Consider the following 16,569-nt stretch of genomic DNA (forward strand, 5'->3'; position numbering starts at 1 on the left):
CACTCTCCCCGAAGACGTGTTACGCAGAAAGCGTGGGAGATCATCACGACGCCGGCGGAGCCGACACGCTCGACTCCGCGACACGACGCGTCATCGAACGTGTCACCGAACGCGTCAACACCGACGGCATCAAACTGATCCGCTTCCTGTACGCCGACCACGGCGGCGTGATCAGGGGTAAGGCCACCTCCCGCTCCCTGCTGGCCGAACGGCTCCGTACCGGCATCGGGCACACCGTCGCGATGATGGCGATGAACATGCTCGACGAACTCCAGAACGTCAAGGGGCTCGGCCCGGTCGGCGAGGTCCGTCTCGTCCCCGACCCGGCCACCTTCGTCCAGTTGCCTTACGCCCCCGGCTCGGCCGCCATGCTGTCGGACCTGCGCCAGGTCGACGGCTCCCCCTGGCCCGCCTGCCCGCGCACCTTCCTGCGCGAGGCCGTCGCCACCCTGGCCGGCGAGGGCCATGCCCTCGTCGCCGCCTTCGAACCCGAGTTCACCCTCGGCCGCCGCCAACCCGACCCCGAGGGCGGCCTGGACCGCCTGATCCCCGCCGACGACAGCCTCTGCTACTCGACGGTCGGCTTCAACCAGGCCCACGACTACGCGACGAGTCTGATCCACGCCCTGGAGAACCAGGGCCTGCGGGTCGAGCACTACCACCCGGAACTCGGCCACGGCCAGCAGGAGTTGTCGATCCACCACGCCCCCGCCCTGCGCGCCGCCGACAACCACCTGATCTACCGCGAGACCGTCAGGGGCGTCGCCACCCGCATGTCGATGTGGGCCTCCCTCGCCCCCAAACCCCTCGCCGACCAGGCGGGCAACGGCACCCACCTGCACCTCTCCCTCTGGGACCCCGCCCTGCAGACCAACCTCTTCGCCGACCCCTCCGACCGGTACGGCCTGTCGGCCGCGGCCTACCGCTTCATCGGCGGCCTGATCGCCCACCTGCCCGCGCTCACCGCGCTGACCTGCGGCTCGGTGAACAGCTTCCGGCGTCTCACCCCGAGGGCATGGTCGAGCGCGTACGCCTGCTACGGAATGGACAACCGCGAGGCCGCGGTGCGCATCTGCTCCCCCACCGGCCGGGACGCCGCGGCATCCACCAACCTGGAGCTCAAACCCTCCGACTCCTCGGCCAACCCCTACCTGTCGCTCGGCGCCGTCATCCACGCCGGCCTGGACGGCATCCGCAGCGAACTCGACCCCGGCGACCCCGTCAACGTCGACCCCGCCACCCTCCCCGCCGGCCGCGTCTCCCGCCTTCCCACCACCCTGGACGAGGCCCTGGACGCCTTAGAGGCCGACGACGTCCTCATGCACGCCCTCGGCCCGCTGCGCGCCTCCGCCTACCTCGCCGTCAAACGCTCCGAGGCCCGCTCCTTCGCGGCCCACAACACCGCCTACGAACTCTTCCACCACTTCCGGGTCTTCTGAGCGGCACTGAGAGCGTTCACGAAGACGTCACACCCCGGGGTGAGCGCCTCGGCGAGACCGCCACGCCCTACAGAGCGGCCGGATACCCGCCCGTGTCGATCGTCAGCAGCACCGGCTCCGGCAGCGTGAACGGTTTGCCGAAGGAACTCACGCTCTCGCGTGTGTAGCGGTGGCCGTCGGGCTCGCTGAACACCCTGATGGTCTCGCACTTACGATCGATGATCACGTAGACGGGAATCCTCATCAAGGCGTACGCCTCCGGCTTGTCGCCGTAGTCCTCGGAGCGGGTGTTCTTCGACACCACCTCGACGACCGCCGCCACGATCTCCTTCCGAACCGGATTCTCGTCATCACTGAGGCTCCCAGCCGGAATGATCACAATGTCAGGCTGTGGCCCCCGGTGGTCGCCGGGGGTCCCGACCCCCATGTCAGGCAGAGCCCACCACGCGTCGGAGGGAATCTGCCGGATCGTCTCACTGACGATCAGGTTATGAAAGGCGGACGCGGACGCCTGCATCACGATCTTCCCGGCGTACCACTCGACCTTGTACCCGTCGCGCTCCGCCGCCAACGCGAGGAGTTCGCTGAACGTCCTCGAATCGTCTGACATCTCGGCCCCTTCTCTCCGCACCTACATCCAATGATGTCAGCGAACGGGGTGGTCTGGCGCATGCCCCAGATCATCGTCGGGCCATGGTGGTCACGGCCGCCTCCGCAGACCCCGTAGACCATCGGGCTCCAACCGGGAACGCGCCCGCAGAAGGCATTACCGTGATGGCGGCCGAGGTGCACACCGCGATCAGACCGGGAAGAGTTCGGCCCAGACCGCGTGGCCTGTTCTCTGGGTGCCGCGGAAGCCGACCTTGGAGGCCAAGGCCGTGACGACGGCCAGTCCCCGGCCGTGCTCGGCGAGCGGGTCGGCGTCGCGGCGCGTGCCGAACCTGGGGGTGGCGCCCCAGCCACGGTCGTAGACGGTGACCCGGACGAGCGTGGTCCTGCGGGTCAACTCGACGATGAACGTTCCCCGCTCGCGCCCGCTGCTCGTGTGCGCGACGGCGTTGGCCACGAGCTCGGCGACGATCTGCTCGGCGTCATCGCGGCACGTCGAGTCCTCCAACAGAAACCGGATGAACCGCCGCACCGCCGGGATCCGATCCGGACGGCCGGGAAAGACCCGCCGGTAGGTCATGCCCCCGGGGCGCAGCCCCACCATCTCCTCGATCAACGCCGGAGCCACATCGTTCCAGACAACGGCCACATCATCTCCTGCGGGGAGCAGGGAAATTCACCTCCAGCAGGGTGACCCGCCCCGCCCAACCAGGTAACCTCCGACCCCGAAACACCACACCACTCCGTTCTCCACCCCAATTGACCTGCGCAGATGCCAACTCCACCTCTCCGACATCCCCTTTCCCATAGCACTATCGCGCTAAGTAATCACTTGGATACGATTCGCTCACATTCGATTCAAGGAGGGGTCATGCGCGAAGCCCGCCTCTACGACTACGAAGCCTGGCCCGCCACCGGCCGTCGCGTCCCCGCCCGCACCATCGTCATCCTCTCCCGCATCTACCAGACCACCGCCCGCAGCCTGCTCACCGACGAGATCTACGCCAGATACAACGCCGCCCACCGCGAACGCAGGAAGAAGGACATGGGACACGCCGCACCCCAGGCAGCGGGCCCGCCACGGACGCACCACCGTCGCCGTCGCATCGCCACGCAACCTCCGCGCTCTGGCCCACCCCCACGGCTTCAACGGCGCGCCGCAATCCGGGCACGCCAGCTGTCGGGCAGACAGTTGCCGCTCGACCTTTTCCGGGTTCGCCCCTACCGTGAGCACAGCGCCTCCGAGCGCTACACGGCCCTCCCGGGCGACTCCGCCAAGAGATACCGGGAGGGCCTTTGCATGCCCTCCGTCGGCAAGGTGCCGCCGCCGACGAACTCCCCGGTTCCCCGAGGCATGCATCCGAATTTGTACGAGAGCTTCAGCACCGGAATGCCCCCTGGGCAGCCCGTACGAGAGCTTCAGCACCGGAATGCCCCCTGGGCAGCCCGAAACAGAGTGACTACGGCCCGCGCCCCACACGACGGAACCACAGTGCGCGGAGGCGGGCCGGTGTTCCGGGCGGCGTATAAAAAGCGCAACCCCAACGCCCGAGCAGGCCGGAGGCCTGAAGAACCAGACCTCCGCCACGACGTCCGCCGGAACACCGGCCCGCCGCAGCGCGAACCACGCCCGGCCCGGCGCCTCGCGCCCAATCGTCACGAATCAGTAGGAGTTCACAATCAGCCCATCCAGCAGCATGAGCCCGCACGCCGGTGAACACGCTGTCCGGCTCAGGAAACCGTGCTATGAGACGCCCAGGCCCCCCGATAATCTGGTACCTATGACCGTTGCGCATGAGTCCGAGCCTTACGGATCGCTTCCATGGGCTCCGCGTTACTGGGGCTCCGACGAATTCATGATCTACGACTTCGGCGACATCGGCCGCCGCTTCGAGCTTGAGGACGGCTGCATCGTGATGACCCCCGCGCCCTCCATCCGGCACCAGCGCATCGCCCGCCGCCTCATCAACGCCATCGAGGCATGCCTGCAGGCCGAAAACCTGGGCCTGGATGTGGAAGGGCCGGTCAACTACCGCCTCAACTCCGACACCGTGTTCGCCCCCGACATCGCCGTCTTCCGGCGCGACACCGACAGTGACCTCTACGTGGAACCACACGAGATCGAGATCCTCGCGGAGGTCACCTCCACCAACTCCAACCGCGATCGCCTCACCAAGATGAACCGCTACGCCCGCACCAAGTGTGAGTGGTACTGGATCATCGACCAGAACACCCTCGTCATCGACGTCTACCAACTCGACGGCGACCTCTACCGACAGGTGACCGCCCTCACTCCCGGCACCGCCGCCCTCCTGCCCGGCCCCGTCCCCTTGACCATCGACCCCGCAACCCTCGCCTGAGGCTACGGCCGCTTCGCATTGGAGCCCAACCCTGAGCTCCTTCCCGCAGCAGCGCTTCAGCTACGGCGACCACCCCTAAAAGCAGCCCGTACGAAGGCTTCAGCACCGGAAAGTCCCCTGGACGGCCGGAAAGAAAGCAGCTACGGCCCGCACCCCGTGAGAACAGGAACATGTGCGCGGAGGCGGGCCGGTGGTCCGGGCGGCGTATAAAAAAGCGCAACCCCGAGCGCCCGAACAGGCCGGAGGCCTGAACCACCGGACAGCAACTGAGACGGCCGCCCGGACCACCGGCCCGCCGCAGCGCGCACCAACCCCGCGCCCCCGACCAGCCCACAGGAACCAGGAACCAGCATCAAAAACAACGAACGACGTCAGCGAACGGGATACCCCGCCCCCCGCAAAGCGTCCTTCACATCGCCGATCTTGAGCTGCCCGAAGTGGAACACCGACGCCGCCAGCACCGCGTCCGCCCCCGCCTCCACCGCCGGGGGAAAATCCCCAACGGCACCGGCACCACCACTGGCGATCACCGGAACCGACACCACGGCCCGCACCGCCCGGATCATCTCCAGGTCGTAGCCGTCCCGGGTCCCGTCGCCGTCCATCGAGTTGAGCAGGATCTCCCCCGCCCCCAGCTCCGCGCCCCGCCGAGCCCACTCCACCGCGTCGATCCCGGTCCCCCGGCGACCGCCGTGCGTGGTCACCTCGAAACCGGACGGCGTCGGCGGCCCGTCGACGACCCGGCGGGCGTCCACCGACAGCACGATGCACTGCGCCCCGTACCGCTGCGACGCCTCGGTCAAGAGCTCAGGCCGCGCGATCGCCGCCGTGTTCAGCCCCACCTTGTCCGCGCCCGCCCGCAGCAGCCTGTCGACATCCTCGACCGAGCGCACTCCCCCGCCCACGGTCAGCGGGATGAACACCTGCTCGGCCGTCCGGCTGACCACGTCGTACATCGTCGACCGGTCAGAGCTCGAAGCAGTGATGTCCAGGAACGTCAGCTCGTCGGCCCCCTCCGCGTCATAGCGACGGGCCAGCTCGACCGGGTCTCCGGCGTCGCGGAGGTTCTCGAAGTTGACGCCCTTGACCACCCGCCCGGCGTCCACGTCCAGACAGGGAATCACACGCACCGCGACACTCATCGACAACTCCTTCAGGAACGCACAGCGGCAAGGGCGTCTTCGAGGGTGAAGGCCTGCGCGTACAGCGCCTTGCCCACGATGGCCCCCTCGACGCCGATCGGGACCAGCGAGGCCAGCGCGCGCAGGTCCTCCAGGGACGAGACCCCGCCGCTGGCGACCACCGGCTTGTCGGTACGGGAGCAGACCTCGCGGAGCAGGTCCAGGTTCGGGCCGCGCAGCGTGCCGTCCTTCGTGACGTCGGTGACGACGTACCGGGGACAGCCGTCCTTCTCCAGCCGGGCCAGAACCTCCCACAGGTCACCGCCCTCCTGGGTCCAGCCCCGGGCGGCCAGGGTGGTCCCCCGGACGTCGAGGCCGATCGCGATCCGGTCACCGTACTCAGAGATGATCTTAGAACACCAGGCGGGGTTCTCCAGCGCCGCGGTACCGATGTTCACCCGGCGGCAGCCGGTGGCCAGCGCGAGCTCCAGCGAGGCGTCGTCACGGATGCCCCCGGACATCTCCACGTTCACATCCAGCGCGCCGACCACCGTGGCGAGCAACTCACGGTTGCTGCCCCGGCCGAAGGCCGCGTCGAGGTCGACCAGGTGGATCCACTCGGCGCCGGCCTCCTGCCAGGCGAGCGCCGCGGACAGGGGGTCGCCGTACGACGTCTCGGTGCCGGCCGCGCCCTGGACCAGGCGGACCGCCTGACCGTCGGCGACGTCCACGGCGGGGAGCAGCTCAAGCGACATCTGTTCAAGACCTCCGGTCGAAGACAAGCGTGAGAAAAAGCGGAACGAACAGCAAGGAAAGCACGAGCACGCCGAACCGTGCCGCCCACGAGGACCACAGCAGCCAGACGATCACCTGCACGATCAGGAACAGCACCGCCGCGACACCGTTCTGCGCCCGGCGGCGGCGGGCCATGATGCCGCCCTGGGAGACGATCCGGACGGGCCTGCCCGGCAGCAACGCGGTCACCCTGCCGACGCGCTCGCGCCGCCGCGCCAGCCGCGCCTCCCGCTCGGCGCGCAGCGCGGCCAAGCGCACCTGCTCGGCCTCCCGCTCGGCCCTGCGCCTGGCCCGTTCCCTACTCATCAAAGGCCCATCAAAAACTCAGCCGACGATCCCGAGCCAGTTGGTGAGCAACCGGGCTCCGGCGTCGCCCGACTTCTCCGGATGGAACTGAGTGGCCATCAGCGGGCCGTTCTCCGCCGCCGCGACGAACGGCACCCCGTGCTCGGCCCAGGTGACCAGCGGATCGGCAAACCCGGGCCCAGGCTGGAGCTCCCAGGTTCGCACGCCGTACGAGTGCACGAAGTAGAAGCGCGTATCCGCGTCGAGCCCGGCGAACAGCACGCTCTCAGCGGGCGCCTTGACCGTGTTCCACCCCATGTGCGGCAGGACCGGCGCCTCCAGGGACTCCACAGTGCCCGGCCACTCCCCGCAGCCCTCGGTCGTGACGCCGTGCTCGACGCCCGTCTCGAAGAGGATCTGCATGCCGACGCAGATGCCCAGAACCGGCCGCCCGGCCGACAGGCGCCGGGCGATGATCCGCTCCCCCCGCACCTCGCGCAGCCCGGCCATGCACGCGGCGAACGCCCCCACGCCGGGGACGACGAGACCGTCGGCCTCCATCGCCGCCTCGTAGTCGGCGGTCACCGTGACCTCCGCACCGACCCGGGCCAGCGCGCGCTCCGCCGAACGGAGGTTGCCCGATCCGTAGTCGAGAACGGTTACCTTCTTCACCACCAGAGCACCGCCGCCGTGGTCGCCAGGGCCGCGAGGGCGGCGAGCAGCACCGCGCCCTTCTTCAGACCCTGTTTGAGGAATGAGACAATCCCACCGACGAAGAAGAGCGCGATGAACGCCATCGCGATGGCCGACCAGTTGTCGCTCACCGTCGCCTCCCCCTCTCCCCGGCAGAAATCACAGCACACCCTTCGTGCTCGGCACCCCGGTGGCGCGCGGGTCGCGCTCGCAGGCCGCCCGCAGCGCCCTGGCCAGGGCCTTGAACTGCGCCTCCACGATGTGGTGGGCGTTGCGGCCGTAGGGGACGCGCACGTGCAGGCAGACGGCGGCCTGAGCGACGAACGACTCCAGGATGTGCCTGGTCATCGTCGTGTCGTACTCCGGGCCGATCATCGGAGCCATACCCTCGGGCTCGCTGTGCACCAGGTACGGCCGCCCCGACAGGTCGACCGTGACCTCCGCGAGCGACTCGTCCAGCGGGCAGGAGGCGTTACCGAACCTCCGCAGGCCCGACTTGTCGCCCAGCGCCTCACGGAACGCGGCGCCCAGCGCGAGCGAGGTGTCCTCGATCGTGTGGTGGGCGTCGATGTGCAGGTCCCCCTCGGTCTTCACGACCAGGTCGAACAGCCCGTGCTTGCCGAGCTGGTTCAGCATGTGATCGAAGAACCCGACACCGGTGGACACCTCAACCTTCCCGGTGCCGTCGAGATCGACCTCGACCAGCACCGAGGTCTCCTTGGTGACGCGCTCGACGCGACCGCGACGCGGTGCGGTGATACTCACCAGAACCTCCCGAGGATGCCCCGGCCTTCAGGCCGGGGAGGCATTGGGAGCGGGAGTGCCGCCCAGGCCCGAGCGTGCCCTGACCGGTCAGTCATTTCGATCAGCTTCTTTCTGAGTCGTGTAGCCGTAGCCGTCCGCGCGTTGAAGATGACGGACGTGCCGGTGGTTGATCCCGGCGATGCGACCGTGCCGGGTGGTGATGTCGAACGAACCGGAGGAGCGGACCAGGACTCGCCCGGCGTGAACCCCGGCCTTCTTGCCCGCCGGAACGTTCGCCCGGACCAGGTCGCCGGTTTGGAAGCCGTGGCGCAGTTTGATCCGTGGCCGGAGAAGGCGGGGGAACCCGTATCGGTCGGGGGTGGTGCGGGCGTAGGCGCCGCGACCGGTCGCCGCGACCACCAGGACCACCGGCGGCCAGGCGGTCACGGTCTCCAATTCTCCGACGTGCAACGCGTCCAACGTGTGCGACTTCGGCGCGCCGGTGCGCGAGCGGTTCCACTTCGTACGACCGCCCGAGGCGGTGTGAACGGGCAGGCCGGTCGCTTCCAGTGCCCGCCACAGCGCCCACCGGGTGGCGTTGACGGCGGCGGCGTCCCGCAGTGGAGCCTTCGCCTGCTTGAGGATCTTCGCCAGGAGTGCGGGGCTGGTTTTCAGGAACTCCCGCACGGGGGTGGCGTTCTTGGTCTGGTTGCACTGGACGCAGGCCAGGGTGAGGTTGCTGATCCGGTCGGAGCCGCCCCGGCTGCGGGGGTGGATATGGTCGAGGTTGAGCGGTACGCCGCTCGCGCCGCAGTAGGCGCAGGTGCGCCCCCACTTGGCCAGCAGGTATTCGCGGACCTCGTACCCGGCCAGGGTGCCCTGCTGATACTCAACGCCTTCCAACGGCTTGCCCGCCGACAGGGCGTGGGTGTCGAAGGAGACCTTCTCCATGTGGACGGCGGTCACGGGCGCCCACCGGGTCAGCCGCGCCACCTGCGACATGGTGCCCTCGACGCGGTGTCGCAGGGATGGCGCGAGCCACCCCTTCGGCTTGGTGCGGTTGAGGAATCGGGGGGCGCGGTAGCGCAGGTTCCGCCCCCGGCGGCCCCGGCGCAACGCGGCCCGCGAGGCAAGCCTGTCGCGGATCAGTGCGCCCCGATGGTCGAGCCGGATCGCATACCGTCCGGCCCGGCTCCCCTCATGGTCGGTGAACACCGCCAGGCCGGTGTGCTTGCTGCCGGGGTCGATACCGACCTGCACGCCTGCCACGGTGGAATCGGCCAGCGACCGGTCCTTGAGACGGATGACGAACGGGGTGCGACGGGCCACGACCGCCCGCCCGGCCGCCAGCAGGCGACGGGCACGGGCAGGATGGCAGGGGTCGAGCGGGTGGCCGCGGACGTCCAGGACGAACACGACCGGGTGAACCTCACGGTTCGCTCCCTCGGACGCCGAAGCGTCCTCGGGGTGACGCCGAGCAGACCGGGTGCCGGTCCGCTCGATCTCCCCTCGCCCAGGTTGAACACCAGGTACCGCCGCCAGGCGGTGTCCGTGAGCCGTTTCGTGCCCACCCTCGGGCGTGTCTGCTCCCACGGATTCCAGAGCGGCAGGCTGAGGAAGCACCCGCCGGTGGGTCTGCGATCTCATGTTCAACGTAGCCATCAAAACGCACCTCCTTGAGCTGACGGCCAGGGCTGGTCAACGCGGGGCTTCAAAGCGCATCGCTGCACCTCGAGCCCCCTCCCTCAGGAGGGGGTCGTTGACAGGATCTCCTCCAGGGCGGCGCGGAACGCCGCCATCTCCTCGGTCGTGCCAATCGAAACCCTCAGCCACCCGGGCGGTCCCACCTCGCGGATCAGCACCCCGCGATCCAGCATGCCCTGCCACACCGCGCGCCGGTCCTCGAAAAGCCCGAACAGCACGAAGTTGGCGTCCGAGTCGGCGACCTTCAGCCCCCGGGCGCGCAACCAGTCCACGACGGCGTCGCGCTCGGCCCGCAGCGCGTCGACCGCGCCGAGCAGCTCGGCGCGGTGGGCGAGCGCGACGCGCGCCGCCGTCTGGGTGAGCGTGGACAGGTGGTACGGCAGACGGACCAGCAGCAACGCCTCGACCACCGCCGGGTGGGCGGCCAGGTAGCCAACCCGGGTGCCGGCCATGGCGAACGCCTTGGACATCGTCCGCGTGACGATCAGCCGGGGATTGCCCGGCAGCAGGGTCAGCGCCGACGGGGTGCCGGTGCGGGCGAACTCGAAGTAGGCCTCGTCCACCACCACCATGCCCGGCGCCGCCTCGACGATCCGGGCGATCACCTCCGGCTCCAGGGCGGTGCCGGTCGGGTTGTTGGGCGAGGTCAGGAAGACGACGTCGGGCCGGTGCTCCTCGATCGCGGCGACGGCCTTGCCCGGGTCGATCCCGAAGTCCTCCTCACGCGCCCCGGAGATCCACTCGGTCGAGGCGCCGGTGGTGATGATCGGGTGCATCGAGTAGGACGGCTCGAAGCCCATCGCGGTGCGGCCGTGACCGCCGAAGGCCTGCAGGATCTGCTGGAGCACCTCGTTGGAGCCGTTGGCAGCCCAGAGCTGTTCCGGTCCAAGGCCGTGACCGAGGTATCCGGCCAGCTCCCGGCGCAGGCCGAGCGCGTCGCGGTCGGGGTAGCGGTTGAGCTCGGCGGTGACGCTCCGCACCGCCTCGGCCAGGTCGGCGACCAGCGACGCCGAGGGCCCGTATGGGTTCTCGTTGGTGTTGAGCCTGACCGGGACGTCGATCTGCGGGGCACCGTACGGCGTGCGCCCCCGGAGATCGTCTCGGATCGGCAGGTCTTCGAGCTTCACGACGGGATCTCCACCTCGAACCGGAAACGGACGGCCACGTCTCGCACGGACGGGCAGACCCCTGCGGCTCTCGCGGGGACCCGTCGAGCCACCTGGCTGGTAAGCATGGAAAAAACCCTCACGAGGGCACCTCCCAGTCGAACCGCGCCCTGATCGCCGCACCGTGCGCCGGCAGGTCCTCGGTGTCGGCCAGCACGCACACGTGGGCGGCGGCCCCGGCGAGGGCCTCGCGGCTGTAGTCGACGACGTGAACGCCCCGCAGGAACGTCTGCACCGACAGCCCCGACGAGTGACAGGCGCAGCCGCCGGTGGGCAGCACGTGGTTGGAACCGGCCATGTAGTCGCCGAGCGAGACCGGCGCGTAGGCTCCAACGAAGATCGCCCCGGCGTTGCGGACCCGGGCGGCCAGCGCGGACGCTCCCTCGGCCTGGATCTCCAGGTGCTCGGCGGCGTAGGCGTCGACGACGCGCAGCCCCGCCTCCATGTCGTCGACCAGCAGGATGCCGGACTGGCGCCCGGAGAGCGCCTCGGTGATCCGCTCGGCGTGCTTGGTGGCGGCGACCTGCGCCGGCAACTCCCGCTCGACGGCCTCGGCCAGCTCCACCGAGTCGGTGACGAGCACGGCGGCGGCGATCGTGTCGTGTTCGGCCTGACTGATCAGGTCGGCGGCGACGTGCACCGGGTCGGCCGTGGAGTCGGCGAGGATCGCGATCTCGGTCGGACCGGCCTCGGAGTCGATGCCGATACGGCCCTTGAGCAGGCGCTTGGCCGCGGCGACCCAGATGTTGCCGGGACCGGTGACCATGGTGACCGGCGGGCACTCCTCGGTGCCGTAGGCGAACATCGCCACCGCCTGGGCGCCACCGACCGCGTAGACCTCGTCCACACCGAGCAGCGCGCACGCCGCCAGGATGGCCGGGTGCGGCAGGCCGCCGAACTCGCGCTGCGCGGGCGAGGAGACCGCCAGGGAGCCCACCCCCGCCTCCTGGGCGGGGACGACGTTCATGACCACGCTGGAGGGGTAGACCGCCCGGCCGCCGGGGACGTACAGTCCCACCCGGTCGACGGGCACCCAGCGCTCGGTGACGGTGCCGCCGGGCACGACCTGGGTGGTGACGTCTGTGCGCCGCTGGTCACGGTGGACGAGGCGGGCGCGGCGGATCGACTCCTCCAGTGCCGCCCTGACCTTCGGGTCGAGCCTCTCCAGTGCCCCGGAGATCGCCTCGACCGGCACCCGGGTGGACTCCAGTTCGACGCCGTCGAACCTGGCGGTCAGCTCCCGCACCGCGGCGACCCCACGATGATGCACGTCGTCGCAGATGGGCCGCACCTTCTCCAGGGCGGCTTCGACGTCGAGGTCGGCGCGGGGCAGCACGTCGCGCAGGTCCTCGGGAAGAGGCCCGCGCAGATCGGTACGCGAAATCACCCGTTCAGTCTACGGAGGTCCGCCACCCGGTATCGTCACGTCCATTATCCGGACAGCGCCTTTACTATGTAGATTTTAACCAGCCGCTACGCTTGCCCCGTGAGCAAGAGCAAGAGCAAGGGCGGCCAGGGAACCCCCGCGACCGTGGCCCTGACCCAGGCCGGAGCCGCCTTCACCCTGCACCCCTACGAGCACGACGCGAACGCGCAGGCCTACGGCGAGGAGGCGGCCGACGCCCTCGGCGTGCCGTACGGGCAGATCTTCAAGACCCTGGTGGCCGAGGTGGAGAGCGGGCTGGCCGTCGCGGTGGTGCCGGTGGCGGGCAAACTCGATCTCAAGGCGTTCGCGGCGGCGCTGAGGAGCAAGCGGGCCGCGATGGCCGACGCGGCCAAGGTGGAGCGGGTCACCGGCTACGTGGTCGGCGGCATCAGCCCGCTGGGGCAGCGCAAGCGGCTGCCGACCGTGGTCGACGCCTCCGCGCTGGACTTTCCGACGATCTACTTCTCCGCCGGTCGGCGCGGGCTGCAGATCGAGGCCTCCCCCTCGGAGCTGGTACGCCTCACCGGAGCCGTCACCGCGCCCATCGGCAAGAACGGCTAGCAAGGGCTTTCCGGCCCGGAGAGCCGACGAGATCTTCGGCCCCCCTGTGCGTCGGCCCGAAGATCTCGTCGCACAAGGGTCACACAAGGTGGGCCGAAGATCTCGTCACACAAGGCGGGCCGAAGATCTCGTCGCACAAGGTGGGCCGGAGCTCCCCCCACCGCCCTGTCGAAGGTTGCCGACGCGGCACGCGGCGGCGTTCGGCCAGACTCGTCTGCGACAGGCCGTACCGATCGGGGGACAGATGCACTACCTGACCGCTACCGAGATGCTCGAACTGCTGCGCACCAGGCAGATCAGCGCGGCCGAGCTGCTCGAGGCGCACCTGCGGCGGATCGAGGAGGTCAACCCGGAGGTCAACGCGATCGTCACGCTGACCGCCGAGCGCGCCAGGCGGGAGGCTAGGGAGGCCGACCTGGACCTGGCGCGCGGCCGATGGCGGGGACCGCTGCACGGGCTGCCGGTCGCGCACAAGGACCTGGCCGACACCGCGGGGATCCGCACCACGTACGGCTCGCCGCTCTTCGCCGACCACGTCCCCGGCACCGACGCGCCGATCGTGCGGCGGATGCGCGAGGCCGGGGCGATCACGGTCGGCAAGACCAACACCCCGGAGTTCGGCACCGGCTCGCACACCGTGAACGAGATCTTCGGCGCCACCCGCAACCCCTACGACCTGACCAGGTCGGCCGGGGGCAGCAGCGGCGGGGCCGCCGCCGCGCTGGCGACCGGCATGGTGGCGCTGGCCGACGGCTCCGACATGGGCGGCTCGCTGCGCAACCCCGCCTCCTTCTGCAACGTGGCGGGGCTGCGGCCCACCCCCGGGCGGGTGCCGGCGCCCTCCGCCGTCGCGGCCTGGTTCACCCTCGGCGTGCCGGGGCCGATGGCCCGTACCGCCGGGGACCTGGCGCTGCTGATGAGCGCGGTGGCCGGGTTCGACGCCTCCTCCCCCCTGTCCATCGCCGAGAGCGGCACCGCCTTCGCCGGGCCGCTGGAGCTGGACCTGACCGGCCTGCGCGTGGCCTGGAGCCCGGACCTGGGCGGGCTGCCCGTCGACGCGGAGACCGCCAAGGTCACCGCGGACGCCCCCGCCGTGCTCGCGGAGCTGGGCGCGCGGGTGGACCGGGTGGAGCTGGACCTGTCGGACGCCGAGGACGCCTTCCGGATCTACCGGGCCTGGTACTACGCGCTCTGCTACGGCGACCTGCCCCAGGAGCGCCTGGGGGCGAACGTGCGCTGGAACGTCGAGCGGGGCCACGAGGTGACCGGGGCCGACCTGGCCCGCGCCGAGCGGCTGCGCAGCGGGCTGTACCAGCGGATGGACTCCTTCTTCGGCACCTACGACTTCCTGATCGCCCCGGTCAGCCAGGTGCCGCCGTTCCCGGTGGACGCCCCGTACGTCTCGGAGATCAACGGACAGGCGCTGCCCGACTACCTGGCGTGGATGCGCTCCGCCTACTGGGTCAGCGTGCTGCACACCCCCGCGGCGTCGGTGCCGTGCGGGTTCACCTCGGGCGGGCTGCCGGTGGGCGTGCAGATCGTCGGGCGTCCCTTCGCCGACATGGCGGTGCTCCGGCTGGCCCACGCCTTCGAGCGCGCCACCGGGCACGGCACGCGCAGGCCGCCCCTCTGACGCGACCGGGCGGCCGGGTCACTACCGGCCGTCGATGTCGTACGACGACAGCGGCCCGTAGGGTTCGCCCTCGCCGAACGGGTTGCGCAGCGGCGAGTCGCGGTAGCCCGCGACGCCCTCCAGGACGAAGAAGACACCTGCGGCCAGCGTCGGCCACGCGTACAGCACGCCCCTGGCGGTCAGCGCCAGGGGCCCCGGGACCAGCGGCATGGAGCTCCCCATGGAGCTCCCCGAGGCGGCGATGCTCACCGCGCCGAGGTTGGCCGCCGCGCCGACCAGCAGCGCGAGGTGCGCGCCGAGCAGACCGCCCGCCGCCAGGCCCACCACCACCGGCAGCGGGCGGCCTCCACGCGACACGCCGTAACCGATGACCCCGCAGACCAGCCCGAGCACGCCCGTGATGACGGCGAACCAGCCGTCGGCGGCGATCAGCGCCTGCGTGGAGGGATCGGCCGGCAGCGGCCCCTTGCCCGTCACGACGTACGGCGGTCGCGGCGCGGCCAGCGACCACAGGATCCCGGCGACGACTCCGGCCAGGGCGAGCACCAGCACGGTGATCACAAAGTCACGCGCACCGCGCACCACGGCCCCCTCACCCTCTGTGCAGATGTGCCCGATGTTACCCATCCGCCCGCCCGGCGCCACCCGAGGTTCCCACCGAACCCCGTTACGCTTGCGGGGTGAACGAAGAGGCATGGCTGATCGAACCCTCCGGGCCGCTCCGCGGTGACGTCGAGGTCCGCGGTTCCAAGAACGGCGTCTCCAAGCACATGGTCGCCGCGATGCTCGGCACCGGTGAGAGCACGATCCAGAACGCCCCGGACGTGGGTGAGGTGGGGATCACCGCGCAGATGCTGAGGGCGCTCGGCATCGACGTGGAGATCAGCTCCGGGGAGATCACCGTCTCTCCCGGGGAGAAGATCAACCCGCATGTCCCGGCGGCGTTCACCGGCCTCAACCGAATCCCGATCCTGATGCTGGGCCCGCTGCTGCACCTGGCGGGCGAGGCGTTCGTACCGCTGGTCGGCGGCGACCCGATCGGCCGCCGGCCCGTCGACTTCCACGTCGAGGCGTTGCGCGCGATGGGCGCCGAGGTCGAGGTGAGCGACACCGGTGTGTACGCCAAGGCCAAGCGGCTGCGCGGCAGCCGGATCGAGCTGCCCTACCCCAGCGTCGGCGCCACCGAGACGATCCTGATGTCCGCGGTGCTGGCCGAGGGCAAGACCGTGCTGAAGGGCGCGGCGATGGAGCCCGAGGTGGTGGAGCTCGCCCTGTTCCTGCAGCGGATGGGCGCGCGCATAGAGCTGAGCCCGGACCGGCGCATCGTGATCGAGGGGGTGGAGCGCCTGCACGGCGCCTCCACCTGGCTCAACGGCGACCGCATCGAGGCGTTCTCCTACCTGGCGGCCGGTCTGATCACCGGCGGCCAGGTGCGGGTGCACGGCTGCCCGCAGGACCGGCTGGTCACCGCGATCACCACCCTGGCCAGGATGGGCGCCGAGGTCGACATCACCGACGACTACCTGTCGGCGTCGGCGCCGCACGGGCTGCGGGCCGCGGCGGTGCAGACCGACACGCACCCGGGGTTCATGACCGACTGGCAGACGCCCCTGATGGTGCTGTTCACCCAGGCCCAGGGCATGTCGGTGCTGCACGAGACGGTGTTCGAGAACCGCCTGGTCTACGTGCCCGCGCTGCAGAAGATGGGCTGCGAGATCGAGGTGTTCGACGTCTGTCTGGGCGGCCCGGCCTGCCGCTACCACGACACCAACGCCAAGCACTCGGCGGTCGTGCGCGGCGTGTCCAGGCTGAGCGGCGCCGACGTGACGCTGCCCGACATCCGGGCCGGGTTCTCCGCCGTGCTGGCGGCGGCCGCCGCGGAGGGCGTCTCCACGCTGCGCGGGGTGCACCACATCGAGCGGGGCTACCACCGGCCGTTCGAGCAGTTCGCCTCGCTCGGGCTGAAGATCAGTCGAGAAAAGGTGCAGGAGGGGTAAGGATTGGCAACCGGGTGTTTATGGGTGATCATCCGG

At 70.2% G+C, this 16,569-nt stretch carries 17 protein-coding genes; 5 read left to right on the forward strand and 12 right to left on the reverse strand.

What is annotated here, in order from left to right; genetic code table 11:
• Positions 1 to 32: 32 nt before the first annotated feature.
• Positions 33 to 1,439: a glutamine synthetase family protein gene (locus tag OIE13_RS17575; protein WP_326638407.1), complete on the forward strand. Its 1,407-nt coding sequence runs from the start codon at positions 33 to 35 to the stop codon at positions 1,437 to 1,439.
• A gap of 67 nt (positions 1,440 to 1,506) precedes the next feature.
• Here the strand turns inward: OIE13_RS17575 and OIE13_RS17580 are convergent, their stop codons facing one another.
• On the reverse strand, positions 1,507 to 2,049 hold the full coding sequence (locus tag OIE13_RS17580; protein WP_326638405.1) for a Uma2 family endonuclease: 543 nt from the start codon (positions 2,047 to 2,049) through the stop codon (positions 1,507 to 1,509).
• A gap of 189 nt (positions 2,050 to 2,238) precedes the next feature.
• Positions 2,239 to 2,697: an ATP-binding protein gene (locus OIE13_RS17585; RefSeq protein WP_326828421.1), complete on the reverse strand. Its 459-nt coding sequence runs from the start codon at positions 2,695 to 2,697 to the stop codon at positions 2,239 to 2,241.
• A gap of 1,132 nt (positions 2,698 to 3,829) precedes the next feature.
• Between OIE13_RS17585 and OIE13_RS17590 the strand changes: the two genes are divergently transcribed.
• Positions 3,830 to 4,408 carry a Uma2 family endonuclease gene (locus OIE13_RS17590; RefSeq protein WP_326638401.1) on the forward strand — a complete coding sequence of 193 codons (579 nt, stop codon included), beginning with the start codon at positions 3,830 to 3,832 and terminating at the stop codon, positions 4,406 to 4,408.
• 371 nt (positions 4,409 to 4,779) lie between these two features.
• Here the strand turns inward: OIE13_RS17590 and hisF are convergent, their stop codons facing one another.
• From hisF to hisD, 9 genes are all read right to left on the reverse strand, one after another.
• Positions 4,780 to 5,550: an imidazole glycerol phosphate synthase subunit HisF gene (gene hisF, locus OIE13_RS17595; protein WP_326638399.1), complete on the reverse strand. Its 771-nt coding sequence runs from the start codon at positions 5,548 to 5,550 to the stop codon at positions 4,780 to 4,782.
• Between the two features lie 11 nt (positions 5,551 to 5,561).
• The gene (gene priA, locus OIE13_RS17600; protein WP_326638397.1) at positions 5,562 to 6,284 is read right to left on the reverse strand and encodes a bifunctional 1-(5-phosphoribosyl)-5-((5-phosphoribosylamino)methylideneamino)imidazole-4-carboxamide isomerase/phosphoribosylanthranilate isomerase PriA; all 723 of its coding nucleotides are present in this window, start codon (positions 6,282 to 6,284) and stop codon (positions 5,562 to 5,564) included.
• 4 nt (positions 6,285 to 6,288) lie between these two features.
• Complete coding sequence (locus OIE13_RS17605; RefSeq protein ID WP_326638393.1) at positions 6,289 to 6,630, reverse strand: hypothetical protein; 342 nt, start codon at positions 6,628 to 6,630, stop codon at positions 6,289 to 6,291.
• Positions 6,631 to 6,648: 18 nt separating this feature from the next.
• Positions 6,649 to 7,284, reverse strand: a complete 636-nt coding sequence (gene hisH / locus OIE13_RS17610) for an imidazole glycerol phosphate synthase subunit HisH (RefSeq protein ID WP_326638391.1) — start codon at positions 7,282 to 7,284, stop codon at positions 6,649 to 6,651.
• Positions 7,278 to 7,433, reverse strand: a complete 156-nt coding sequence (locus tag OIE13_RS17615; protein ID WP_326638389.1) for a hypothetical protein — start codon at positions 7,431 to 7,433, stop codon at positions 7,278 to 7,280. Before OIE13_RS17615 ends, hisH begins: the two co-directional genes overlap by 7 nt.
• A 28-nt stretch (positions 7,434 to 7,461) precedes the next feature.
• Complete coding sequence (gene hisB / locus OIE13_RS17620; RefSeq protein ID WP_326638387.1) at positions 7,462 to 8,067, reverse strand: imidazoleglycerol-phosphate dehydratase HisB; 606 nt, start codon at positions 8,065 to 8,067, stop codon at positions 7,462 to 7,464.
• An 87-nt stretch (positions 8,068 to 8,154) separates the two neighbouring features.
• Positions 8,155 to 9,462, reverse strand: coding sequence for an RNA-guided endonuclease IscB (iscB, locus tag OIE13_RS17625; protein ID WP_326828422.1), 1,308 nt, complete (start codon positions 9,460 to 9,462; stop codon positions 8,155 to 8,157).
• 329 nt (positions 9,463 to 9,791) lie between these two features.
• Positions 9,792 to 10,877, reverse strand: a complete 1,086-nt coding sequence (locus tag OIE13_RS17630) for a histidinol-phosphate transaminase (protein ID WP_326638383.1) — start codon at positions 10,875 to 10,877, stop codon at positions 9,792 to 9,794.
• A 118-nt stretch (positions 10,878 to 10,995) separates the two neighbouring features.
• Positions 10,996 to 12,303, reverse strand: a complete 1,308-nt coding sequence (hisD, locus tag OIE13_RS17635; protein WP_326638381.1) for a histidinol dehydrogenase — start codon at positions 12,301 to 12,303, stop codon at positions 10,996 to 10,998.
• A 99-nt stretch (positions 12,304 to 12,402) separates the two neighbouring features.
• On the opposite strand from hisD, the gene ybaK reads away from it, so the two are divergent.
• Together ybaK and OIE13_RS17645 are read left to right on the forward strand one after the other, a co-directional pair.
• Positions 12,403 to 12,903 carry a Cys-tRNA(Pro) deacylase gene (gene ybaK / locus OIE13_RS17640; protein ID WP_326638379.1) on the forward strand — a complete coding sequence of 167 codons (501 nt, stop codon included), beginning with the start codon at positions 12,403 to 12,405 and terminating at the stop codon, positions 12,901 to 12,903.
• Positions 12,904 to 13,078: 175 nt separating this feature from the next.
• On the forward strand, positions 13,079 to 14,536 hold the full coding sequence (locus tag OIE13_RS17645) for an amidase (RefSeq protein WP_326828423.1): 1,458 nt from the start codon (positions 13,079 to 13,081) through the stop codon (positions 14,534 to 14,536).
• 21 nt (positions 14,537 to 14,557) lie between these two features.
• Here OIE13_RS17645 and OIE13_RS17650 read toward each other — a convergent pair whose 3' ends face one another.
• Positions 14,558 to 15,118, reverse strand: a complete 561-nt coding sequence (locus OIE13_RS17650) for a hypothetical protein (protein ID WP_326828424.1) — start codon at positions 15,116 to 15,118, stop codon at positions 14,558 to 14,560.
• Between the two features lie 98 nt (positions 15,119 to 15,216).
• On the opposite strand from OIE13_RS17650, the gene murA reads away from it, so the two are divergent.
• On the forward strand, positions 15,217 to 16,533 hold the full coding sequence (gene murA / locus OIE13_RS17655; RefSeq protein WP_326638374.1) for a UDP-N-acetylglucosamine 1-carboxyvinyltransferase: 1,317 nt from the start codon (positions 15,217 to 15,219) through the stop codon (positions 16,531 to 16,533).
• Positions 16,534 to 16,569 lie beyond the last annotated feature (36 nt).

It is taken from the genome of Streptosporangium sp. NBC_01810, from assembly GCF_035917355.1.
GTDB lineage: Bacteria > Actinomycetota > Actinomycetes > Streptosporangiales > Streptosporangiaceae > Streptosporangium.